Consider the following 22,141-nt stretch of genomic DNA (forward strand, 5'->3'; position numbering starts at 1 on the left):
TGTCCTTCAGAGCGTCGTGATTTTGGCTCCACCCAGCCTGTGCTAGGTTCCGCCACGAACTCAGCCGCCGGCCGCCGGACTCTTCGATTTGACTTACCATTTCAACGACTTGACCCTCGATTCCGAGCGCCGTGAGCTGCGCCGCGGCGATGCTCTGGTGGCCGTCGAGCCGCAGGTCTTCGACCTCATCGAGTTCCTGATCCGCGCCCGCGATCGGGTGGTCAGCCGCGACGAGGTGCTGGCCGCCGTCTGGCACGGCCGGATCGTCTCGGAAGCGACGCTGAGCAGCCGGATCAACGCCGCGCGGACGGCGATCGGCGACAATGGCGAGGAGCAGCGGCTGATCCGCACCCTGCCCCGCAAGGGTCTCCGCTTTGTCGGCGATGTCCGCGAGGTCACCGCGCACGATCGCCCTGTTGCAGACAATGCCAGCCCGCCGCGGCCGAGCGAGGGTCCGTCGATCGCGGTGCTGCCCTTCACCAATATGAGCGGCGATCCCGAGCAGGATTATTTCGCCGACGGCATCGCCGAGGACATCACCACCGCGCTGGCGCGTTGCAGCCGCCTCACGGTGATCGCGCGCAACTCCGCCTTCACCTACAAAGGCAAGGCGGTCGACATCCGCCAGGTCGGCCGCGATCTCGGCGTCGGCTATGTGCTCGAAGGCAGCGTCCGCCGCGGCGGCGATCGGTTGCGGATCACCGGGCAGTTGATCGACGCCAGCTCTGGCGCGCATCTGTGGGCCGACCGCTTCGACGGCGCGGCCGCCGACGTGTTCGATCTGCAGGACCGTATCACCGAGAACGTGGTCGGCGCGATCGAGCCGACCCTGCTCGTCGCGGAAGCCGAACGGCTGCGGGCAGCGCCGCCCGACAGGCTCGACGCCTACGACCTGCTGCTGCGCGCCTACAGCCTGCGTTACGAGTTCACGCCCGAGAGCATGGAAGCGGCGCTCGATTGCCTCGACCAGGCGCTGGCGCTCGACCCCGCCTACGCGCCCGCACTGGCGGCCTCCGCCTATTGTCATGCGATGCGCCATGTCCAGGGCTGGCTGAAGCTGAACGATGCCTACCGCGAACGCGCGGTCGCGCAGGCCTGGCGCGCGGTCGAGCTGGCGCCCGGTGACCCGCAGGTGTTGTGGATGGCGGCGTTCGCGATCTGGAACATGGCCGACGAGATTGAGCCTGCGCGCGACCTGTTCGAGCGGTCGCTTGCGATCAATCCGAACTCGGCGATGGCGCTCGTGCTCGGCGGCTGGATCGAGGCGATGCGCGGTAATCAGAAAGCCGGCCGCGCCATGATCGAGCGCGCGCAACGGCTGAACCCGCGCGACCCGCGCGGCTGGTTCGCCGCCGCGGCGCTGGCGATCTGCGCAGTGCTCGACCGAAATTTTGCCGAAGCAGTGATGTGGGCCGACAAGGCGCTGGCGCAGAACCGCCGCTTCGCGGTGGCGCTGCGCGTCCTGATCGTGGCGCTGGTCAGGACCGGCGACACCGCACGCGCGGCCCAGATCGCGCGCGAGCTGCTCAAGGTCGACCCGGAGTTCACGATCTCCGGCTTCCTGTCGCGGATTCCCTTTCCGGTGGAAGCGATGTCCGCGACCTATCGCGAGACGCTGAAGGCGGCCGGCGTCCCGGACTGATGCTGCTCCGGCGGCGCGACGTCATTCACCCGCTGGTCAGGCCAAGATACCTCCATCGACCACCAAGGCATGGCCGACCACAAAGCTTGCCGCCGAACCGCATAACCATAGAACAGCGGCAGCGATTTCTTCAGGTTCACCAAGGCGTCCGATCGGTTCGGCTGCTACGAACGCCTTGACGATCTCTGGATCGTTGTTCCTTGTTACCCGCTTCGCCATCGGAGTATTGCCGATAATGCCCGGGCATACTGCGTTGATACCGATGCCCTTCCCGGCATAATCGAGTGCGGAGGCGCGGGTGAGACCTATCACCCCGAATTTGCTGGCGGAATAGGCGGCGCGCCCTTTGGAGCCCCTCATCCCGCCGATCGACGAGCAGTTGACGATTGCGCCGCTTCCTTGTGCGGTCATGTGGCGAAGCTCCGCCTTCATGCAGTTCCACACACCGCGCAGATTGACATCGATGATGTTGTCAAACTCGGCATCTTCCGTTTCAACCAATGGCGCAGCATCGCAGTTGATGCCCGCATTGTTGAAAGCTGCATCGAGCTTCCCGTAAGTCTCGATCGCCTGCTCGATCATTGCGTTCACCTGGCCCCGATCCGTTACATCGCAGCCGACGGCAAGGACGTCATGACCCGCGGATCACAGTTCAGCAGCGGCAGTTTCGAGCAACGCTGTGTTGCTGTCTGCAACGACCACGGACGCGCCTGCAACACCAAATGCCCTGGCTGTCGCCAGACCAATGCCACCAGCGGCGCCGGTAACAAGCGCAACCTTTCCTTCGAAGCTCTCTACCATTGCTGACCTTTCAAAATGCTGGATCTCGTCGAATAGGCGGCGCTGCTCAGAGTGACGGAATTGGCTTACTCAGCTTGCTCAGTGTCATCACACGCGCATGCGGGTGATCCAGTATTCCAGAGACGCCGATTGTTGAGCCGAGAGGCCGCGGCGTACAACCGCACCACGCGAAGCGTTGCGCCGACTCCGGCGGGAGAGCGCCTGCTCCGAAGCGTCGGGCCGAAATTTGAGGAAATGGACGCCGAGCTGTCGGCCCTTGGCGAGTTGCGGGAGAAACCGGCCGGCAACATCCGGATCACTGCGACCGAACACGCCGCCGAAGCGATCCTGCTGCCCGCCCTGGCGAAGATCCTGCCGAATTACCCGGACATCAGTGTCGAAGTCATTGTCGACTACGGCCTGGCGAACATCGTTGCGCAGCGATACGACGCCGGTATCCGACCTGGCGAGCTGGTCGCCAAAGACATGATTGCCGTTCGCGTCGGACCGGATTTGCGGTCCGCGGTCGTGGGCGCTCCGTCATATTTTGCCAACCGAAAGAGGCCGCGCACGCCCCAGGATCTGACCAGCCACAACTGCCTGAACCTGCGCCTGCCGACCCATGGCGGGCTCTACGCTTGGGAATTCGAGAAGGACGGGCGCGCGCTCAACGTGCGGGTCGACGGCCAGCTCGTCTTCAACGGCGCAGGCCCGCTCCTGCAAGCGGCGTTGAACGGCTTTGGCCTCGCATACCTGATGGAGCGTAACGTGCAGCCCTACGTCTCCGACGGACGGCTCGTTCGGGTACTGTCGGATTGGTGTCCTCCATTTTCCGGATACCACCTGTACTACCCTAGCCGTCGTCAACCTTCACCGGCATTCTCGCTGCTGGTTGAAGCTCTTCGGTTATCGAGGGAAGTAGGCGGCACTCCCGCTTGCGGCCGTTCGGCGATCTCGGGAGATGACCGCTTTTTCGCCGCTGTGGGGGTTGAGCGCACATCAGCGCCAGCCGCTAATGAGTACACAGCCCGGGCAGTGGACTTGTAAGCGTGGAGCCACAGCCGGCTTGAAGCGAGCACTACAATCCCGGTGATCTCGCCGCCCAAGCCTTGGTGGCCTGACAGCTTTCCATCGCTCGCGTGTAGGCAGGGCGTGCCGTCGTGCGGGCGAGATAGTCCCGCTCGGTAAGACCGGGGACGTAGTTGCCGGTTCGCATGCCGAGCAGAAGGGCGTAGCTCACCGAGATATCGGCAGCGGTGAATCGGTCGCCGGCGAGATAGGGGCAATCCGCGAGGCGGCGGATAACCAACCCCAGCCGGCTCTCGAAGGTCTCGAATGCCCAGCAGGTAACCCGGGCATCTCGCTCGGCTTCGGGCGCCAGTTGGCGACCGACAATGACGGCGTTCATCGGCCCGGCGAGCCCGGCCTCGCCCAGATGGAGAAATTGCAGATAGGACGCGAAGGCGGGATCGTCCGGAGCAACGGCAAGCGAACCTGAGCCGTGCCGGGCGAGCAGGTACTCGAGAATCGCGATCGATTCGACCATGATCGTCTCGCCGTCCTGCAGTACCGGAATGAAGCCGGCAGGGTTGATGGCGAGGAAATCGCGATCATTCTCGACTGCGAACAGATCGACCGGGCGCAGCCGATAAGCCAACCCTAGTTCCTCGAGCAGCCAGACAACACGGAAGCCACGACCTTCGCCATAGACGGTGAGCATAGTTAAGCGTTCCTGGATTGGGCTGGATGGACGAACTCGCTGAGGTGAGCCAGTCCCGCCACGGACTATCGATGGAGCATCATGCACGCAAGGCTTGGCGCATAGTCGTCATCCTACAGTGCGGGCCCTTCCCACTTCATGGGTTCACGACCTGGGCTGCGGCCGCGAACGAGACGCGTTCCCCTCTCCCGCCTGCGACGCAGTCAGTTGCAGAGGCCCGCAGATGCCATATGCGACAGCCTTGGGACGAGCGGACACCTGCGCAATTTCGGAATATTAGAAGAGTATCCCTGAGTTGCCCGACATGTCAAGTTGCCTGCTCGAACATGCCTGCTCGAACACCGGCCGCCGCCGGCTGCTTTGCATGGGGTTGTTTTCGATATTTTGGCAGCGCCCTATCCGACGGCCCCTTAACTTCATATTGCTCTAGCCTGAGCCGCCCGGCTCCAGCGCCTCGCCGAGCTCGAGCGGATGCGCCATCGTCTCGTGCAGCGCCTGCTTGTCGAGCTCGCCTTCCGACAGGCTGATCACGACGCAGGCGACGCCGTTGCCGATCAGGTTGGTGAGCGCGCGGCACTCGCTCATGAACTTGTCGATGCCGACCAGGATCGCGATCGACTGGATCGGAATATCGGGCACGATCGACAGCGTTGCGGCGAGCGTGATGAAGCCGGCGCCGGTGACGCCGGACGCGCCCTTCGAGGTGATCATGGCGATGCCCAAAATGCCGAGCTCCTGCCAGATCGTCAGATGCGTGTTGGTGGCCTGCGCCAGGAACAGCGTCGCCAGCGTCATGTAGATGTTGGTGCCGTCGAGATTGAAGCTGTAGCCGGTCGGCACCACGAGGCCGACCACCGAGCGCGAGGCGCCGAGATGCTCCATCTTCTGGATCATCTGCGGCAGCACCGTCTCCGACGACGACGTGCCGAGCACGATCAGGAGCTCGTCCTTGATATAGGCGATGAAGCGGATGATCGAGAAGCCGGCGAGCCGCGCGATGGCGCCCAGCACGATCAGCACGAACAGGATGCTGGTGAGGTAGAAGGTCGCGATCAGCGCTGCCAGATTCAGCAGCGAGCCGAGGCCGTAGGCGCCGACCGTGAAGGCCATCGCGCCGAATGCGCCGAGCGGCGCGACGCGGACGATGATCCGGATGATGCCGAAGAACATCTTGGCGGCCGTGTCGATCGCTGACGCAATCGGCTCGCCGACCTTGCCCATGAGAGCGATGGCGAAGCCCGAGAGGATCGAGATCAGCAGCACCTGCAACAGGTCGCCGCGCGCGACCGCGCCGAGATAGCTGTCCGGAATGATCGCCATCAGATGGGCAACGATGCCCTGCTCTTTGGCCTGCGTGACGTAATTGGAGACCGATTTCGGATCGATCGTGGAAGGATCGATGTTGAAGCCGTGGCCGGGCTGTAGCAGCTCGCCGACCAGAAGACCGACCGCAAGCGCCACCGTCGACACCGCCTCGAAATAGATCAAGGTCTTCAACCCGACCCGGCCGACGCGCTTGAGGTCGCCCATCGAGGAGATGCCGTGCACCACGGTGCAGAAGATGACCGGCGCGATCATCATCTTGATCAGCGCGATGAAGCCGTCGCCCAGCGGCTTCAATTCCTTGCCGAGATTCGGATAGAAATATCCGATCAGGACACCTGCCACGATCGCGATCAGCACCTGGACGTAGAGGATCTTGTACCAGGGCTGATGACGGGGATGGGCAACGGGCTTGATGGCGGCTGTGGTCATGAGGTGCCCCGGCTGGGATGAACTCAACTGGTGATGCCATCTTGGCGGAGCCGCGCGCAAGCGACAATGCCCATTCGCACCGTCGCGAGCGCACACGAATCTGTCATAGACTGCGGCCGGCTCGCATCGGGAGGCTGGGAATGGAATTCACGGCATTGTTTCTCGCCATCACCATCGCCCTGCTGGTGGCCTGGCGTGGCCCGCGTCCCGTCGCGATCGGTCTGTTCGCGGTGATCCTGATCGCCTGCGTCGCGACCTTGCTGCACCACGCCACCGACCGTCTCACTTTGTCGTTCTGAGGCCGGCCATGAACGACACGCAGGCCGTCACCCTCAATGCCGTCGCGCTCTATGGGCTGGCGCTGGTACTGGCCGCCGCCTTTGCCGCGCAGCTGCTGCTCCACGAGCTGCCCTGCCCGCTCTGTCTGTTGCAGCGCATCCTGTTCGCCCTGCTGGCGATCGGGCCGATCCTCAATATCCGCTTCGGGCCACGGCCGAGTCATTATGCGTTGTCGCTGCTGACGGCCGTCCTTGGCGCCACGGTCTCGGCCCGGCAGGTGCTGCTGCACATCCTCCCCGGCGACGCCGGTTACGGTTCGGCGCTGCTCGGCTATCGTTATTATACGTGGGCGCTGATCGGATTTGTCGTCGCGATCGTGCTGCTCGCGGCGATACTGCTGTTCGACCGCCAGTTCGAGCACCGCGCGGCGCCGGGCAGCTCGCCCGGCAGGTTCGCGCAAGGTGCGGTGTGGCTGGTGGTCGGGCTGACGGCACTGAATGTGTTCTCCACCCTGCTCGAGTGCGGCTTTGCCGCCTGTGCCGACAATCCCATCGTCTATGAGCTGCTGAAGTAGGTTGCCTAGGGACGCTTCGGAATGTTCAATCCGCGCTCCACCGCCGGCCGCTTGAGACCGCGCTCCAGCCAGGCCGCGACCTGCGTGAACTCGTCGAATTCGACGAGCTCGCGCGCACCGTAGAAGCCGATCAGATTGCGCACCCAGCCGAGCATCGAGATGTCGGCGATGCTGTATTCATCGTCCATGAACCACTGCCGTCCGGCGAGATGCGTCTCCATCACGCGGAGCAGGCGCTTCGACTCGGCGACGTAGCGCTGCAGCGGCCGCTTGTCCTCGTAATCCTTGCCGGCGAATTTGTGGAAGAACCCGACCTGGCCGAACATCGGTCCGATGCCGCCCATCTGGAAATGTACCCACTGGATCGCCTGATAGCGGAGCGCGACGTCCACCGGCAGCAGCTTGCCGGTCTTGTCGGCGAGATATTGCAGGATAGCGCCGGATTCGAACAATGGCAGCGGCTTGCCGCCGGGGCCGTTGGGATCGAGGATCGCCGGAATCTTGCCGTTCGGGTTCAGCGACAGGAACTCCGGCGCCTTCTGGTCATCCTTGTTGAAGTCGACGAGATGGACCTCGTAGGGCAGCCCGATCTCCTCGAGCATGATCGAGACCTTCACGCCGTTCGGCGTCGGCAGCGAATAGAGCTGCAGGCGGTCCGGATGCTGGGCGGGCCAGCGTTTTGTGATGGCAAAGGCAGACAAGTCGGTCATGTCGACATTCTTTTGCAGGGTTGTTGTTGGACGGCTAATGTACGGAGCTCAGTGAAAGCCGCAAGGTCTGCAACCGGCCATGAACGATCAACAGACGGGCGCAACGACAGGCGCAATGCTCGGCCTCTCCGACGACGAACTCGCAACGCACCCGACCGTGTTCGCCCCCGATGCGCTCGCCGGTCGGGTGGTCGTGGTGTCCGGCGGCGCCGGCGGCATCGGCCGCGCCATCGCATGGCTGTTCGCGCGGCTCGGCGCGCATGTCGTCGTCGCAGGCCGCAATGCCGGCAGGCTCGACGCACTGGTCGATCGTCTCGTCCATCGCGGGCTCAAGGCGTCCGCGCATGTCGCCGACATCAAGGATCCCGACGCGGTCGATGCAATGTTCGAGGCGCTGTGGACCGAGCACGGCCGTGTCGATCATCTCGTCAACAGCGCCGGCGGCCAGTTCCCGCAACCCGCGATCGACGTCTCGATCAAGGGCTGGAATGCGGTCATCAACACCAACCTCAACGGCACCTGGTACATGATGCAGGCCGCGGCGCAGCGCTGGCGCGACCGCAAGCATCCCGGCAGCATCGTCAATATCGTCGTGGTCACGACGCACGGCCTCTACGGCATTGCACACTCGATCGCGGCACGCTCCGGCGTGATCGGCCTGTCGCGCGCGCTCGCGGTCGAATGGGCGCCGCTGAACATCCGCATCAACTGCATCGCGCCCGGCGCGATCGAGACCGAGGGCTGGAACGTCTACAGCGAAGCGGCGCGCGCCGCCTACCCGCGCTCCAATCCGATGATGCGCCCGGGCACCCCCTGGGACATTGCGGAGGCCGCCGTCTACCTCGCCGCGCCCTCCGGCAAGTTCATCACCGGCGAGACGCTGACCGTCGACGGCGGCGGCCAGCATTGGGGCGAGACCTGGACGACCGGCAAGCCCGACTATTTCAGAGGCGGCGAATAACGCCCGCATGGCGGTCGCCCGACGCGCTTCCCTCACTTGCCGTCGTCGAAGCTGACGATGACGGCGGCGTTCGCGATCAGGATCGGGTCGTTGCCGAGATCGGACGGAATCTCGAGCCCGCCCGCGATCGCCTTCACGGTCTTGGTGCCATAGGGCAATTCCTTCGCGACCGCTTCGATATCGACATCTTCGGGATTCGGCACGGCGATCGTGACGTCGACGAACATGTCGTTGGCGGTCTTGCCGAGCATGCGGAAGAAGCCGAGGCTGGAATGACGGATGGCATCCGAGACGGCCCGCTTGGCGGCCTTGGTGGCGTCGCGGCCGTGGACGTCGACGCCCATGCCCATTTCGGTGATACAGCGCACGCGTGTCATGAAGGTTCCTGTTGTCGTTGGCGTGAGAGACCTTCACTCCTTCGGCCCCTGCGTGCGCGGCGTCAAGCCGGGTCCCTCGCCTCGCTTACGCGCTTGTGATCGCCGCGCGCCAGCATCCATGCCGCAATACCGGCAAGGATCGCCGCAGCCACCACCATGATGCAGGCCGCGCCCCAGCCCCATGCCGAGACCACGGCGCCGACCGCGATTGGACCGGTGACCTGGCCGAAATTGCTGCCCGTCATCAACAGGCCCATCATGACAGGCACCATCGCCGCCGATGGCGCCGCGGCGGGTGCGGTTGCAAGCAACGTCGCCGGGATCAGGCCGCCGATCGCGGAGAACAAAAGGCACAGCCAGAATGCGCCCCAGCCGCCGAGCACCGGCAGGAAGATTCCAAGCGCGGACGTGCCCATCACGAATGCCGCCACGGCAATCAGCAAGTTGCGGCTGACGCCGCGCGCAAGCAGATGACCGGCGGCGAGATTGCCGACGATGTTGCCGGCCGCGGCCAACGCACTCAGCCCGCCGGCGCCTTGACTGGACACGCCGAGCCGCTCGGTCAGCAGGATCGGCAGGAAGCTGAACAACGCAAAGAACATCAGGCTGTAGAGCGCAAACAGCACCATCAGAAGCGCCGGGGTGCGGCGCCGCGCCAGCGCGGTGGCTTCCTGCATCAGGCCGCTCCGCGCCGGGCCGGTCCGCGATGCCACTTCAGGCACAATGACGCCGGCGAGTACGAACAGCAGGGCGACAAAGGCAGCACTGGCCCACCAGATCGTGCGCCAGCCATCGAAGATCGGGCCGGCGACCAGCGCCAGCGCGATCCCGAACGGCATCACGCAGCTCCACACCGCCATGGTGACGTCGCGCGCGCTGACATCGACGACACGATCCAGCAATGCAGGAGCCGCGACCATCACCAGCAGGAAGCCGAGCCCTTCCAGCAGGCGCGACGCCAACAGCACCGCTAGCTGTGGCGCGAGCGCGCCCGAGGCTGCCCCCAGCGTGACGGCCGCGAGCCCGCACAGCAGCACCTTGCGAGCACCAACCGCGGCAATCACCACGCCCGCCGGAACGCTGCCGACAAGCCCGAGGACCGCAAAGATGCCGGCGATCGTTCCGACCGCGGCAAGGTCGATGCCGAGGCTCTGTTGCAGCATCGAGGCGGCAATCGGAACCTTGCCGACCTGCAGCGCCGCGCCGATCCCGCAACCGATCACGATGGCGACCGTGGCCCATCGCTTCGCCTCGCTCTGCTGCATCACGGCCGTCTCGATCGTCATGCGTCCACTCCGCCCTGGGTCAGAGCAAAGAGATAGCGTTTCCCGACCATCGACAGGAGTGATATGTTTTGCATCCGATTGATCGATTTCATAGATCATGCTCGACAACCTCACGCTCGATCAGATCCGCACCTTTGTCGCCGTCGCCGAGAGCGGCAGCTTCCGCGCCGCCGCGGCCAAACTGGCGCGGGTGCAATCCGCGGTCAGCCATGCCATCGCCAACCTCGAGGCCGAACTCGGCCTGACGCTGTTCGACCGCTCCAGCCATCGCCCAGCGCTGACGGCCGAGGGCAAGGCACTGCTGGGCAACGCGCGCGACCTGCTGCTTCGTGTCGACGCGATGCGGGCGCGGGCACGCGGCCTGGGCGATGGCGTGGAATCGGAACTGTCGCTGGTGGTCGATACGCTGTTTCCGATCGCCGCCGTCGGCGCGGCGCTGACGGAAATGCGGGCGGCCTATCCGTCCGTCGGCGTGCGGCTCGCGGTCGAACCGATGGGCGGTCCGATCGCTGGCTTGACCGAACGGCGCAGCACGCTCGCGGTCACGTTCGGCGAGGATTTTCGCGATCCGCGTCTTGCGCTCGATGCGATCTGCGCGGTGCAGATCGTCGCCGTCGCCTCCGCCGGCCATCCGCTCGCGCGCCGCGGCCGCAAGAGCGTGGCGGATCTCGCCGATCATCTGCAGATCGTGCTGTCGGATCCGACCCCGCTGTCGGAGGGCCGCAGCTTCGGCGTGCTCTCGCCGCAGATCTGCCGGGTGAGCAATCAGGACACCAAGCACGCCATGATCCTGGCCGGGCTCGGCTGGGGCCGGCTGCCGCTCTGGCAGGTGGCGCGCGACCTGAAGGAGCGCCGCCTGGTGCGGGTCGAAACCGGCGCGCTCGGCCGCAACGCCGCGCTCGCGATGGAGGCCTATCTCGCCCACCGGCTCGATGAACCGCTGGGACCTGCGGCACGTGCATTTGCCGATGCATTGACGCGGATCGCTGCGGGCACGCATGCGCCGAAGATCAGGGCGAAGACGGCGAAGAAACACTGAGCCGCAGCTATCGCTCGCCCGGCCCTGTGGCGGCCGACCGCAAGCGCCTCAGTCCTCGATCTCGCCGCTGCGGATCGCAAGCCGGATGGCCTGCGCGGTCGTGGCGACGCCGAGCCGAAGCCGCGCACGCCGCAAATGGTTCTCGACTGTGCGTTCGGACAGGCCGAGCGATGCCGCGATGTCGGCCTGGCGTCGTCCCGCCGAAATCCAGCGCAACACCTCGCGCTCCCGCGGCGACAGGCTCGACGCACCGTTCGGCTCGTGCGCTTCCATCAGCCCGCGGGCGGCGCGGAAGGCCGCGGCGCCGATCATCGTCAGCGCCGCACGCGTCCGCGGCGACGCATCGATCCGCGTTCCGGCGAAGCTCATCGCGCCTTCAAGGCCGCTGCGCCCGAACACCGGAACCTGCAGCCCATGGAAACCGGGCCCGCGCGGCGTGCGCACCACGCGATACTTCTCGCCGCGCGCCGACATCACCTTGGACCAGAAAAACGCCTGGTCCACATTGAGGAAATTGCGCGTCACCGGACAATGCCGGACATAGGTCTCGGCATCGACGGTCACGCCTTTGCCGAACCAGTCGCCTTCGACCCAGTAGATCCGGTCAACCAGGTCCTCACGTGCCGGCGACGCCGAGAACATCACGAACCGGTCGTAGCCGAGCGGCACGCTCGCGGACCGCACCGCCGCCTGGATCGCGGGCAAGCTCTCGCTGCCCTCGATCGCAACCACGGCTTCGATGTAGCGGTCCATGCGGTGCCATCGTGTCGTGCGGAAGGCCGGTCGCGCGCGGCCGAGCGCGTTGAGGATTTTCCCTCAAGCGAGGTCGGCCTGCAAGGCGCGCGACATTGGCCCGCCACCGGCGGCGGGGCGCGGTTCACCCCGCCCGCAGGTTGAGCCGCCGCCCGCTCAGTGCCCGCCGAGCGTATCGAGCAGAGCCCTTGCGGCTGCCTTGCCGACATTATTGGCGGCGAAGGGGCTGTCACCGGTGATCAGCTTGCGATCCTGATGGGTCTTGCCGGTGATGTCCTTGTTCAGGATCTCAACCCCGAGCGCCTGCAACTGTTCGCCGAACGCCCAGGTCAGCGCGCCCGGCATGTAGCCGATATCGGGCGTGGTCCGATCGATGGCGTCGGGAAATGCGCAGATCTTGTAGCCCTTGAAGGGATAGTCGCCCTTGGCTTCGCCGACCGCGGACGCCAGCAGCGCCGCCGGGCCATGGCAAAGCGAGATGATGTGCTTGTCGTTGTCGAGCGCCCATTTCAGGGCGGCCTTCACGTCGGTGCTTTCGGGCAAGCCGATCAGCGCACCATGGCCGCCCGGGATGAACACCGCGATATAGTCGGAATCCTTGCCGAGCTTGTTTTCGATCACGTCGGAGAGCTTCAGCGGCTGCTTCAGCCTGGCGAGATATTTCTGGTAGATGCTCTTGACCGCGTCATCCTCCTTCGGAAACGCCCAGAGCTCGAATTTGACCGGATTGCCCGACACGGTCGCGATATCGAATTCGAAGCCCGCCTTGTCGAGATGATACATCGGCAACAAGGTCTCGACGGGATGGTTGCCGGTCGAGAACATCGTGCCGTTCTGCAACAGCAGATAGCGCTCGTCCGCGGCGATCATCAGAATTTTCCAGCGGCCGCCCCTGTAGGCGTTGGGATAGTCTGCGCCGGAGAGATCCGACTTGGCCGAGGTGAATTGCCCAAGCGAGTAAGGCGACGGAGAGTAAGCATTGTTCTCCGCCGGATCGGCTACGGGACGCTTGTCCTGGGATTGCTCGGACATCGAGATATCCTCTCTCATCGTGTTGCGATCCGGCAAAGGTAAGCACGAGATCCGCGATGAGGAATGAGGGATTTCCCTCAACCCACTTTGCCGCGCATCCCTACCCCTGCTTCTGCAACACCGTGATGTGCAGGCGGCGGCGAATCTCCATGCCTTGGCGGCGATAGAGCGCGATCGCCGAGACGTTGCTGGTGAAGACGTGCAGGAATGGAATTTCGCCGCGCGCCACGATCTGGCGGGCGACCGCCGACAGCAGCGCCTGCGCGTAGCCATGGCCGCGATGCTCCGGATGCACGCAGACGGCGGTTATCTCGGTGTAGTTCCCCGGCTTCATCCGTTCGCCGGTCATCGCGACCAGTTCGCCATTGATGCGGATGCCGAGAAAGCTGCCGAGCTCATGCGTCCGCACACTGAACGGGCCGGGCTTTGTCAGCTCCGTCAACGCCATCATCGCAGGAACGTCGGCAGCGCCGAGCGTGACGATCTCGACGCCGGGCACAGAATGGTCCGCGGGCACGCCGATCATCTGCTCGCCGGTCTCGGCCAGCAGCACCTTGAACTGCGGCGGCACCGGGACAGGATCGGGCGTGAACAGCACCGCGATGTCAGGTCCCGACAGCAGTGCACCGAGCGCGGCAAAGCTCCTTGGCGACATGTCGACCATGTCGGCGAAGGGTGCGATCGCGAGCGGAAAGCGCCGCGCATCGGTGCCGCCTTCCGCCAGCTCGCGTTGTCTCGTGGTCAGCGCGCTCCAGATTGGGCGATCGAGCGGATGATTGGGCGGGACTTCGGACATGCGGCGCTTCGCTCCTGATTTTCCTCGAACAGAGCAAGAAGCGCAGGCAAAATCCAGCATGGCGTGTTGTGGTTGTGGCTCACAATCACGCCAGCAGGTGAAACCCCGCTACGCCACCTTCAGGCAGAGCTCGGTGCCACCTTTGAGCGGCAGCGTGATCGACACGAAGCCATTGTCGGGATCGCGCACGAACTCCAGGAAATCCGCCTCGGCATTGTCGTTCATGACGTAGCCGCCGACCCGAAGCTGCGGCGCGACGATCTCGATCACCTGGCGCGCCAGCGTCGGCCCCTTGTCGCCCGGCCAGCCGTCGATCAGGATGAAGTCGACGAGACCACCGAGATCGCGCAGCGTCTTGCGCGCATCGCCCTCGCGGATGTCGGCGTAGTCGGCAAGGCCGGCCTCCGCAAGATTGCGCTTCGCCGCTGCGACCTTGGCCGGCACGATCTCCGACCCGATCACGGTGCCGCCGCCATTGTCGCGCATCGCGGCGGCGAAATAGAGCGTCGACATTCCGACCGAGGTCGCGAACTCGGCGACGCGCTGGGCGCGCAAGCCGCGGCACAACAGATAGATCAGCTCGCCCTGCTCCGGGTGGATCGAGAATCCCTGCTCGGCATAGTCGTGCGGGTCGCGGCTGCCGCTCTGCATCGGATTGCCGCGCACGGGCGCCCGGCGGGTGGCCTGCAGGCGCTCGATGACGGCCGTGACGCGGGCATCGCGGATCGCGCTGTGCGGTTCGGCGTTGTACATGAAGGGGCTCCTTTGCGACTGCGTCATTGCTGCAGGATCTCAGCGGCCGCGCGGTCGAGGATCTTTGCGATCCGCCGCGCCTCTGCGGCATCGCAGCCGCGCTTCTGGCGCAGCGCGCTCTTCAGCGCGTGACGGGCGCGGTGCACCTCGTCGGAGGCTTCGCCATCGAGATCGCTCACACCGGCGAAGGCTTCGCGCACCTCCTCCATGCGGCGGCCGATCCGCGACAGCGCCTCGAGAATGGTATCCGCGGTCGCGCGGTTCTCGCCGAGATACGCCATGCCCTGCTCGGTGATGCTGTAGAGCTTGCGCGCCGCGTCCTGGGTGACGCTGGCATGGCCGATCTCCTCGAGGAACGTCAGCGCCGGATAGATCACGCCCGGGCTCGGGCTGTAGAAGCCGTCCGACCGCTCTTCGATCCTCTTGATCAGCTCGTAGCCGTGCGCCGGCTGCTCGCCGAGCAGCGCCAGGATGACCAGTTGCAGATCCTGCGACGAAAGCCGCCGCGATCCCGGAAAATCACCGCCGCCACCCCGCCCGAAGAAGCCATGGCCGCCGCGGCCAAAGCGGTGACCGCCCCTGCCATGCCGGCCCATGGCGAAGAACCCAAACCGGAAGCCGTCATCGTCCCGGTCGCGAAACATCGATCGTCTCATTTGTGCATTCCTTACTGAAAACATATCTTACGATATATCTACAGATGGAGGGACAACAACCCACATTTTCGTGAAATTTCCGAAATGCACGGCGACGACTGCTGGCCGAGGACTGGCCGGGCTCTCAGTCCGGGGCTTGCCGACCTTCATGCGGCTGGCCTATGGCTTTGAACGCCTTCCAGCCCCGCGACTCATGCGCCCCAAGACCTTCGAAGCCCATTGCCTGCGCCTGCCCGCCGCCACCAAGGTGGTGCAATGGGAAGGCACGTCGGTGTTCAAGGTCGGCGGCAAGATGTTCGCGCTGGCCGGCGGCTACATCGAGAGCACCGGCGGCTTCATGTTCAAGACCTCGAACATGGCCTATCACCTTCTGATCGAGCAGGGCCTGGCGCGGCCGGCGCCGTATCTGGCGCGCGCCAAATGGGTGCAGTTGATGGCGAACGACTCCCTGCCCGACGCTGAGCTCAAGGCCTATCTCGACCAGGCGCATGCGCTCATCGCCGGAAAGCTCACGCGGAAGTCGCGCAAGGCGCTCGGGCTCGACTGATCGCCGGAGCCGCGACGCGGCTCAACCACCCAGCGGCTTGTCGGAATCGCCCGACAGCAATTTCGGGAACAGCTCCTTGAAGGCGAACTTGTCGTCGCCCTTGGCGCGGTCGAAGCGCAGCACGACGTCGAACCGGCTGCCCTCCCATTTGGTCGGCGGGGTGCCCTTGCTGACCGGGATCAGCGGAAGGATATCGGAGATGATCGCCTTGTGCTCCCAGCACAGCAGCACGACGCCCTTCAGCGCCAGCACCGCAGGCACCAGCCTCGGCTCATCGCCCTTGCCAAAGCTTTCGTTCGGGGTCAGGCCGCGCCGTGCGGCAAGCGCCGAGATCGTCTCGGCCGGACGGCTCGACGGCGGCTGATTGGCCGTGGTGCCCGGTGTCGCGGCATAGATTGCATCGGGCTTGGCATAGTCACCGCCGGTGAGATCGGTGCCGAACAACGCGGTCCACGCGCCCGCACGCTCCCACCCACGGAGCACAAGCGACTCGGTGTCTGAGACGCCATCCGCGGTGAAACCGGGTCCCGGCCAGGAATCGCCCGGCTTCTCGGCATGACGGATGATGAAGAGCGTGAGCGCGTCCATGGGCGGCCTCTCGGGAGAAGATGTGTGGCAGGATCCGGCGTCGGCGACGTCGATCCTATCCCCGATACAGCCTCCGGTTGATGAACCGCATCACAGTTTGCGAAAACTCGCGCGGTACTGCGCCGGCGACACGCCGAGCCGCTCGGTAAACACGATCCGCATCCGGTCGGCCGAACCGAAGCCGCAGTCGAATGCAACCGCCTTCAGCGGCCGGTCTGAGCCCTCGAGCAGCCGGCGCGCGGCGTCGACCCGCGCCCGCTCGACGAATTCGTGCGGCGTGATTCCGGTCTCCTGCGCAAAGGCGCGGCCGAAATTGCGCACGCTCATGCCGACGGCTTCCGCCAGCGACTGCAGCGTGTGGCGCTCGCCGACATGCTGCATGACATGCGCCTGCGCGCGCGCAATCGGCGAATCCTCATCGACCGGCGCGGTGAGATAGGGACTGAATTGCGACTGCCCGCCCTGGCGCTGCGCCACCACGACCAGGCGCTTGGCCACCGCGACCGCAACCTGCGGCCCGTGCCGCTCGGCGACCAGCGCGAGCCCGAGATCGATCCCCGCGGTCACGCCAGCCGAGGTCATCAGATGTCCGTCGCGAATGTAGATGCGGTCGAAGATCACCTCGGCCGCGGGAAAGCGCGCCGCCAGCCGCTGCGCGTTCTGCCAATGCGTCGTCACCTTGTGGCCGTCGAGCAGCCCGGCATGGCCGAGCGCGAAGGCGCCGGTGCAAATCGAACCATAGAGCTCGGCGCGCGCGGGCGCCCCACGCAGCCACTGTGTCAGTTCGGGATCCGGCGCGGCATCGGGCAATGCCGGCCCGCCCGCCACCAGCAGGATATCGAACCTCTCTTGTGCCTCGGCGAAGCTGAGATCGGCCGATATCTTCATGCCGTTCGACGCGCGGAGCGGTTCGCAGTCGGCACCGACCAGCACGGTCTCATAGCCATCGCCCGCTGGCACAAAGCCGTTCGTCTCCGCGAACACGTCGACGGGACCCGCGACATCGAGCGCCTGAACCCCTTCGTGAATCGCGATCGCGACCCTCTGAACCGCCATGCCTTCTCCCTGCCCGCTGGCGCGAAACGACGTCTGGTTGGCCCGATCCGGCGGCGCGCGATCGTTGCGGGATCGGGCCAAAACGGGCGACAAGCACCCCACGGATCGCGCCATCCGGCGATCCGCACACACCGCAGAGACAAGCGCCGGGCTCGCGTGTTCGCACGCCACGGCATCGTCTTGCCACATCGAGGAGCGTCTTGAAATGACCGAGATCATCGCCGGCATCCGCGTACCCGACAGCGCGATGGCCCGCGCCGCCACCCAGCTGGTATGGGATACCGAGGACGCCCTGCTCTACAATCACAGCCGCCGCGTGTTCTTCTGGGGCGCGCTGACCGGCAACCGCCGCAAGCTGAAATTCGATCCCGAACTGCTCTATATCGGCGCCATGTTCCACGACATGGGCCTCACCGCTGCTCACGCGAGCCCCGATCTGCGCTTCGAGGTCGACGGCGCCAACGCTGCACGCGACTTCCTCAAGGGCTATGGCGTTCCGGAGCGCGACATCGAGGATGTCTGGACCTCAATCGCCCTGCACACCACGCCTGGCGTCCCCGAGCATATGCGTCCGACCATTGCGCTGGTCACCGCCGGCGTCGAGATGGACGTGCTCGGCATCGCCTACGACGATTTCTCGCACGAGCACCGCGACCATGTCTGCGCGCACCATCCGCGCGAGGCGAATTTCAAGGAGAACATCATCGATCATTTCGCCGCCGGCACCATCAGGAAGCCGTTGACGACCTTCGGCAACGTCAAGGCCGACGTGCTGGCGCTGAAGGACATGAACTATACCAGGACGAACTTCTGCTCGATCATCCTCGGCTCGAAATGGCCGACATGACGCGACGTCAATGGCGGTTGGCAGGACCGTGGTCGGGGCCGGGATCCCGACCGGCGGCCGCGTGGGAGAGCCGGCCCATGTAATGCGCCCAACCCTTGTCGTGGCTCTCGCACTGCGCGGCGTTCGGCAGGCCGCTATGGGTCATGCGGAGCAGCGTGCCGTTGTCCTGCTCCATCAGGTCGATCTCGATCAGGCTCGATCCCGGCGGCACTTCCTCGCTGCCCTCCCAGCCGAAGCTGTAGGCGAGACGATGCACCGGCACGACCTCGCGGAACGCTCCGCGCGCGGCGCGGCTGCGATCACTGCCGAGCCCCTTGAGGAAGTAGAGGCCCCCGGGATGCGTCTCGGTCGCGGCTTCCAGCCCCATCCAGCTTACGATCTTTTGCGGATCGGTCAGGAAGGCGAACACGGTTGCAGCCGGGGCTGCGATCTGGATCTCGCGTTGAACGATGAAGGCTTCAGTCATAGATCCATGCTCCATTGACAGTCGGCGCTCAGGGATAATTCGTGACAAGGGTGGTGCGTCAACCCCATGATGGTGTGATGCAATTGTCCTGGACGTTGAGCTGGCTGGTCGACGCCGCCGCCGAGACCGCGGGCGCCAACCGGTTGTTGGCGGACCTCGGTAGCCACCTTATCACGGATGGCCTGCCGCTTGCCGGCGGCGCTCTGACGCTCGAGGTTCCGCACCCCCTGATTGCAAGACGAACCTGGCTGTGGCGTGCCGACAATGGCGAGGTCATCGAAGCGCTCGGATTCGCGCCGGAACAACCTTTTGCGATGCCCGATATGGTGGGATCCGGCGACGCCGGCCGGCGCTGGCTCGGAACTCTCGCGCCCGGCCCGATCCACGAGGGCACGATTGGAACGCGGCCGGACGGCCCGACCCTTGGTTGGATCGGGACACGCGCCTTCACGCCTGCCGAGGCGGATCAATTGCGCGAGGCGGCGCGGTTCATGGCCGCGCCGCTCGCCGCGCTCGCGGCGCGCGCGACACTGACGGCGGCGCTGGAGGCGTATCTCGGCCGGCGCAGCGCCGCGCGCGTTCTGGCATCGCCATTGCGGCGCAATACCGGCGAAACCATCCGGGCAGCACTGCTGTTTGCCGACCTCCGCGGCTTCACCGCGCTGTCGGAAAGCCATCCGCCTGCCGAGGTGATCGCGGCGCTCGATGCCTGGTTCGACCGCATCGCGGGCGCCATCCACGCCTTCGGCGGCGAGGTGTTGAAATTCATCGGCGACGGCCTGCTTGCAATCTTTCCGGTCACGACCAGCGCGCGCAGCGCATCCGAGGCGGCATTGCGCGCGGTGTCGGCGGCGCGCGTCGGTATGGCCCATCTCGATGCAGAGCGACGCAAGCAGGGCTTGCCGCCGTTGCCATTCGGCGCGGCGCTGCATCTCGGCGAGGTGCACTGGGGCAATATCGGCGCCGCCGACCGCCTCGACTTCACCGCGATCGGCGCCGCGGTCAATCTGGTGAGCCGGCTCGAAGGGCTCTGCAAGCCGCTCGAGCAGACCGTGCTGGTCTCGGACGCCGTTGCCGCCGAGACCGAGACGCCGCTGGTCGCGCTCGGCACCCATGAGCTGCGCGGCATCGCGCGGCCCTGCGCGGTCTTCACTCTGGCGGAGGGATGAGCCGGTCATCGGAACAGCCGCAGCCAGGGCGACAGATGGAACGCGCTCATCAGCACGTACATCGGGACCATCCCCTGCAATGACAGCGGGCCCTGCATGGCGCCGCAGATCATGTCGGCCGGCGCCATCGCGGCAACCAGCGCCATCACCGCGAAAGTCGGTGCCGCCGCCAGCGACAGAAAGCGCGCCACGATGGGCCCGCGTCCGCTGAGCCGCCCCCTCACCCAATCTTCTCGTGTTTCGAAACCGGTCATCGTTCGATCTCTCTGGAGATGATCCATGTCGTCATGTGCTAGGTTAGGACCGGGCCTCGGAGGGTGAGAGTGACAAGTGTGTCGGGATTCGAATGGATTCGTTGATCATAGCTGCGGCGCGCGCGCTCGCGGCGGGTGATCCCCTCGGCGCACTGAAACGGGTGGCCCTGCGCGACGATGCGCCGGCGCTGGCGCTGCGCGGCATCGCGATGGCCCGGCTCGGCGATTTCGCCCGCGCCAAGGAGCTGCTGCGGCGCGCAGGCCGCGCCTTCGGCCCGCGCGAAGCGGTCGCGCGGGCACGTTGCGTGGTCGCGGAGGCCGAGATCGCGCTGGTGTCGCGCGACCTTTCCTTCCCCGGCAAGAGCCTCGCCGCGGCGCGCGCAACGCTCGCGGCACGAGGCGATGCACTCAACGCCGCCCACGCCGGCTATCTCGAAATCCGCCGCCTGATGCTGATCGGGAGCCTCGATGCGGCCGAGCGCATGCTTGCTGGCCTCGACCCGGCACCGTTCCCGCCGGCGCTGCGGGTCGGCCATGAACTGGTCGTCGCCGGAATCGCGATGCGGCGGCTGCAGACCAAGCCGGCACGCGAAGCGTTGGCCCTCGCAAGGGAAGCCGCGCGCCGCGCCGGCATCGCCGAGCTCGCGGCCGAGGTCGAGAGTACCGCGCGCCTGCTCGCCACGCCCGCGGCGCGCCTGATCGCGCGCGGTAGCGAGCGGCCCCTCCTGCTCGAGGAGGTCGAAGCCCTGATGGCGTCGAAGGCGCTCGTCGTCGATGCCTGCCGCTACGTCGTGCGCGATATCGGCACGACGGTCTCGCTGACCCGGCGGCCAGTGCTGTTCGCGCTTGCCCGCGCGCTGGGCGAAGCGTGGCCGCAGGACGTGTCGCGCGGCACGCTGATCGCGCGGGCGTTTCGCGGCAAGCACGCCGATGAATCACACCGGGCGCGGCTGCGGGTCGAGATCGGACGGCTGCGCCGGGCGCTGCGGCCGCTGGCCGATCTCAGCGCCACGCCTGACGGCTTTGTGCTCCAGCCGCATGGCCGGCGCGAGGTGACCGTGCTGGCGCTGCCGGTCGAGGAGGAGCATGCCGCGGTGCTGGCTTTTCTCGCCGACGGCGAGGCCTGGTCGAGCTCGGCGCTGTCGGTCGCACTAGGGGCGAGCCAGCGCACCGTGCAGCGTGCGCTCGACGCGCTGGCCGCCACCGGCAAGGTGCAATCGGTCGGCCGCGCCCGCGCCCGGCGCTGGATGACGCCGCCGGTGCCGGGATTCACGACGACGTTGTTACTCCCTGCCCCGCTGCCGAACGGCTAGCATCGGGGCGCAATCGGAAGCGTTTTCGAGCGAAGCGGATACCGGTTCGCGTGAAGAAAACGCGTCAAAGCAGGATTCTGGAGCCTCGATTCTGATTCAATCAGAATTGAAGCTCCAGGCGACAGGAGCGCACATGAAAAAGGCCACGGCCGAGATCATCCGGGAATACGGTCCCTTCGACGGCGTCGAGAACGTCGGCGGCGTCAGCTTCGACGGCGAGCAGGTCTGGTTCGCGGCCGGCGATCGCCTGGTCGCCTTCGATCCCGACAGCGGCAACACCACCCGCACCCTCGAGATCGCGGCTCATGCCGGCACCGCCTTCGACGGCAAGCACCTCTATCAGATCGCCGAGGACCGCATTCTGAAGATCGAGCCGAACAGCGGGCGCGTGATATCCACCATCCCCTCACCCGGCGGCGGCCGCGACTCGGGCCTCGCCTGGGCGGAGGGCTCGCTGTGGGTCGGCCAGTATCGCGACCGCACCATCGTTCAGATCGATCCGGAAACCGGCAAGGTTCTGCGCACCATCGAAAGCAACCGGTTCGTCACCGGCGTCTCCTGGGTCGATGGCGAACTCTGGCACGGCACCTGGGAAGGCGATGAAAGCGACGTGCGGCGCATCGACCCGCAGACCGGCGAAGTCATGGAAAAGCTGGAGATGCCGCAGGGCGTGTTCGTCTCTGGCCTCGAGTCCGACGGCGCCGACCGCTTCTTCTGCGGAAGCGGCTCCGCCAACAACAAGGTGCGTGCCATCCGGCGACCGAAGCGCAGCCGCACGTGAAGCGATT

24 protein-coding genes and 2 pseudogenes are annotated in these 22,141 nt (G+C 65.9%); 11 read left to right on the plus strand and 15 right to left on the minus strand.

Going from position 1 to position 22,141, the window contains the following annotated elements:
- Positions 1-88: 88 nt before the first annotated feature.
- Positions 89-1,642, plus strand: a complete 1,554-nt coding sequence (locus J2R80_RS31205) for a winged helix-turn-helix domain-containing protein (protein ID WP_141342296.1) — start codon at positions 89-91, stop codon at positions 1,640-1,642.
- 36 nt (positions 1,643-1,678) lie between these two features.
- Here the strand turns inward: J2R80_RS31205 and J2R80_RS31210 are convergent.
- A pseudogene (locus J2R80_RS31210) lies at positions 1,679-2,443 on the minus strand (SDR family NAD(P)-dependent oxidoreductase).
- A gap of 156 nt (positions 2,444-2,599) precedes the next feature.
- Here J2R80_RS31210 and J2R80_RS31215 point away from each other — a divergent pair.
- Positions 2,600-3,344 (plus strand): annotated as a pseudogene (locus J2R80_RS31215) (LysR substrate-binding domain-containing protein); the annotation flags it as partial.
- A gap of 156 nt (positions 3,345-3,500) precedes the next feature.
- Here the strand turns inward: J2R80_RS31215 and J2R80_RS31220 are convergent.
- Positions 3,501-4,142: a glutathione S-transferase family protein gene (locus tag J2R80_RS31220; protein WP_141342294.1), complete on the minus strand. Its 642-nt coding sequence runs from the start codon at positions 4,140-4,142 to the stop codon at positions 3,501-3,503.
- A 426-nt stretch (positions 4,143-4,568) separates the two neighbouring features.
- Positions 4,569-5,897: a dicarboxylate/amino acid:cation symporter gene (locus J2R80_RS31225; RefSeq protein WP_076831866.1), complete on the minus strand. Its 1,329-nt coding sequence runs from the start codon at positions 5,895-5,897 to the stop codon at positions 4,569-4,571.
- Between the two features lie 140 nt (positions 5,898-6,037).
- On the opposite strand from J2R80_RS31225, the gene J2R80_RS31230 reads away from it, so the two are divergent.
- A complete protein-coding gene (locus J2R80_RS31230) occupies positions 6,038-6,196 on the plus strand; it encodes a DUF5993 family protein (protein ID WP_168855627.1) in 159 nt (52 codons plus the stop codon).
- Between the two features lie 8 nt (positions 6,197-6,204).
- Positions 6,205-6,750 (plus strand): disulfide bond formation protein B, encoded by a 546-nt coding sequence (locus tag J2R80_RS31235; RefSeq protein ID WP_141342293.1) that lies wholly within the window; start codon positions 6,205-6,207, stop codon positions 6,748-6,750.
- 5 nt (positions 6,751-6,755) lie between these two features.
- On the opposite strand, the gene J2R80_RS31240 is transcribed toward J2R80_RS31235, so the two are convergent.
- On the minus strand, positions 6,756-7,460 hold the full coding sequence (locus tag J2R80_RS31240; RefSeq protein ID WP_141342292.1) for a glutathione S-transferase family protein: 705 nt from the start codon (positions 7,458-7,460) through the stop codon (positions 6,756-6,758).
- A 79-nt stretch (positions 7,461-7,539) separates the two neighbouring features.
- Here J2R80_RS31240 and J2R80_RS31245 point away from each other — a divergent pair, with 79 nt between their 5' ends.
- Positions 7,540-8,421: an SDR family oxidoreductase gene (locus J2R80_RS31245; RefSeq protein WP_141342291.1), complete on the plus strand. Its 882-nt coding sequence runs from the start codon at positions 7,540-7,542 to the stop codon at positions 8,419-8,421.
- 32 nt (positions 8,422-8,453) lie between these two features.
- Here J2R80_RS31245 and J2R80_RS31250 read toward each other — a convergent pair whose 3' ends face one another.
- Together J2R80_RS31250 and J2R80_RS31255 are read right to left on the minus strand one after the other, a co-directional pair.
- A complete protein-coding gene (locus J2R80_RS31250; RefSeq protein WP_076831854.1) occupies positions 8,454-8,798 on the minus strand; it encodes a Lin0512 family protein in 345 nt (114 codons plus the stop codon).
- Positions 8,799-8,860: 62 nt separating this feature from the next.
- A complete protein-coding gene (locus J2R80_RS31255) occupies positions 8,861-10,084 on the minus strand; it encodes a CynX/NimT family MFS transporter (RefSeq protein ID WP_141342290.1) in 1,224 nt (407 codons plus the stop codon).
- A 97-nt stretch (positions 10,085-10,181) separates the two neighbouring features.
- Here J2R80_RS31255 and J2R80_RS31260 point away from each other — a divergent pair, with 97 nt between their 5' ends.
- Positions 10,182-11,123 carry a LysR family transcriptional regulator gene (locus J2R80_RS31260; protein WP_141342289.1) on the plus strand — a complete coding sequence of 314 codons (942 nt, stop codon included), beginning with the start codon at positions 10,182-10,184 and terminating at the stop codon, positions 11,121-11,123.
- 48 nt (positions 11,124-11,171) lie between these two features.
- On the opposite strand, the gene J2R80_RS31265 is transcribed toward J2R80_RS31260, so the two are convergent.
- The 5 genes from J2R80_RS31265 to J2R80_RS31285 all read right to left on the minus strand — a co-directional run bounded on the left by J2R80_RS31265 (position 11,172) and on the right by J2R80_RS31285 (position 15,113).
- A complete protein-coding gene (locus J2R80_RS31265; protein WP_141342288.1) occupies positions 11,172-11,876 on the minus strand; it encodes a PA1136 family autoinducer-binding transcriptional regulator in 705 nt (234 codons plus the stop codon).
- A 156-nt stretch (positions 11,877-12,032) separates the two neighbouring features.
- Positions 12,033-12,908 (minus strand): glyoxalase III HchA, encoded by an 876-nt coding sequence (gene hchA / locus J2R80_RS31270; protein WP_253639924.1) that lies wholly within the window; start codon positions 12,906-12,908, stop codon positions 12,033-12,035.
- A 100-nt stretch (positions 12,909-13,008) separates the two neighbouring features.
- Complete coding sequence (locus tag J2R80_RS31275; RefSeq protein WP_253639925.1) at positions 13,009-13,704, minus strand: GNAT family N-acetyltransferase; 696 nt, start codon at positions 13,702-13,704, stop codon at positions 13,009-13,011.
- A 108-nt stretch (positions 13,705-13,812) separates the two neighbouring features.
- Positions 13,813-14,457 carry an O-methyltransferase gene (locus tag J2R80_RS31280; RefSeq protein ID WP_141342285.1) on the minus strand — a complete coding sequence of 215 codons (645 nt, stop codon included), beginning with the start codon at positions 14,455-14,457 and terminating at the stop codon, positions 13,813-13,815.
- Between the two features lie 23 nt (positions 14,458-14,480).
- A complete protein-coding gene (locus tag J2R80_RS31285; RefSeq protein ID WP_246786708.1) occupies positions 14,481-15,113 on the minus strand; it encodes a PadR family transcriptional regulator in 633 nt (210 codons plus the stop codon).
- Between the two features lie 193 nt (positions 15,114-15,306).
- Here J2R80_RS31285 and J2R80_RS31290 point away from each other — a divergent pair, with 193 nt between their 5' ends.
- Positions 15,307-15,660 carry an MmcQ/YjbR family DNA-binding protein gene (locus tag J2R80_RS31290; protein WP_057019824.1) on the plus strand — a complete coding sequence of 118 codons (354 nt, stop codon included), beginning with the start codon at positions 15,307-15,309 and terminating at the stop codon, positions 15,658-15,660.
- 21 nt (positions 15,661-15,681) lie between these two features.
- Here J2R80_RS31290 and J2R80_RS31295 read toward each other — a convergent pair whose 3' ends face one another.
- Both J2R80_RS31295 and J2R80_RS31300 read right to left on the minus strand, forming a co-directional pair.
- Positions 15,682-16,248 (minus strand): hypothetical protein, encoded by a 567-nt coding sequence (locus J2R80_RS31295; protein ID WP_018271230.1) that lies wholly within the window; start codon positions 16,246-16,248, stop codon positions 15,682-15,684.
- Between the two features lie 90 nt (positions 16,249-16,338).
- Complete coding sequence (locus J2R80_RS31300) at positions 16,339-17,304, minus strand: GlxA family transcriptional regulator (protein ID WP_141342284.1); 966 nt, start codon at positions 17,302-17,304, stop codon at positions 16,339-16,341.
- A gap of 205 nt (positions 17,305-17,509) precedes the next feature.
- Here J2R80_RS31300 and J2R80_RS31305 point away from each other — a divergent pair, with 205 nt between their 5' ends.
- Positions 17,510-18,151, plus strand: a complete 642-nt coding sequence (locus tag J2R80_RS31305) for an HD domain-containing protein (protein ID WP_057019820.1) — start codon at positions 17,510-17,512, stop codon at positions 18,149-18,151.
- Between the two features lie 7 nt (positions 18,152-18,158).
- Here J2R80_RS31305 and J2R80_RS31310 read toward each other — a convergent pair whose 3' ends face one another.
- Positions 18,159-18,617, minus strand: a complete 459-nt coding sequence (locus tag J2R80_RS31310; RefSeq protein ID WP_057019819.1) for an SRPBCC domain-containing protein — start codon at positions 18,615-18,617, stop codon at positions 18,159-18,161.
- 77 nt (positions 18,618-18,694) lie between these two features.
- On the opposite strand from J2R80_RS31310, the gene J2R80_RS31315 reads away from it, so the two are divergent.
- Entirely contained in the window at positions 18,695-19,786 is a 1,092-nt protein-coding gene (locus J2R80_RS31315) for an adenylate/guanylate cyclase domain-containing protein (protein WP_141342283.1), read from the plus strand.
- A gap of 5 nt (positions 19,787-19,791) precedes the next feature.
- Here the strand turns inward: J2R80_RS31315 and J2R80_RS31320 are convergent, their stop codons facing one another.
- Positions 19,792-20,040: a hypothetical protein gene (locus J2R80_RS31320; RefSeq protein WP_246786707.1), complete on the minus strand. Its 249-nt coding sequence runs from the start codon at positions 20,038-20,040 to the stop codon at positions 19,792-19,794.
- Positions 20,041-20,132: 92 nt separating this feature from the next.
- Between J2R80_RS31320 and J2R80_RS31325 the strand changes: the two genes are divergently transcribed.
- Complete coding sequence (locus tag J2R80_RS31325; RefSeq protein WP_076831834.1) at positions 20,133-21,353, plus strand: helix-turn-helix domain-containing protein; 1,221 nt, start codon at positions 20,133-20,135, stop codon at positions 21,351-21,353.
- A 133-nt stretch (positions 21,354-21,486) separates the two neighbouring features.
- Positions 21,487-22,134 carry a glutaminyl-peptide cyclotransferase gene (locus J2R80_RS31330; RefSeq protein ID WP_057019817.1) on the plus strand — a complete coding sequence of 216 codons (648 nt, stop codon included), beginning with the start codon at positions 21,487-21,489 and terminating at the stop codon, positions 22,132-22,134.
- The last annotated feature ends 7 nt before the right edge of the window (positions 22,135-22,141 follow it).

It is taken from the genome of Bradyrhizobium sp. USDA 4541, from assembly GCF_024171085.1.
Classification (GTDB): domain Bacteria; phylum Pseudomonadota; class Alphaproteobacteria; order Rhizobiales; family Xanthobacteraceae; genus Bradyrhizobium; species Bradyrhizobium australafricanum.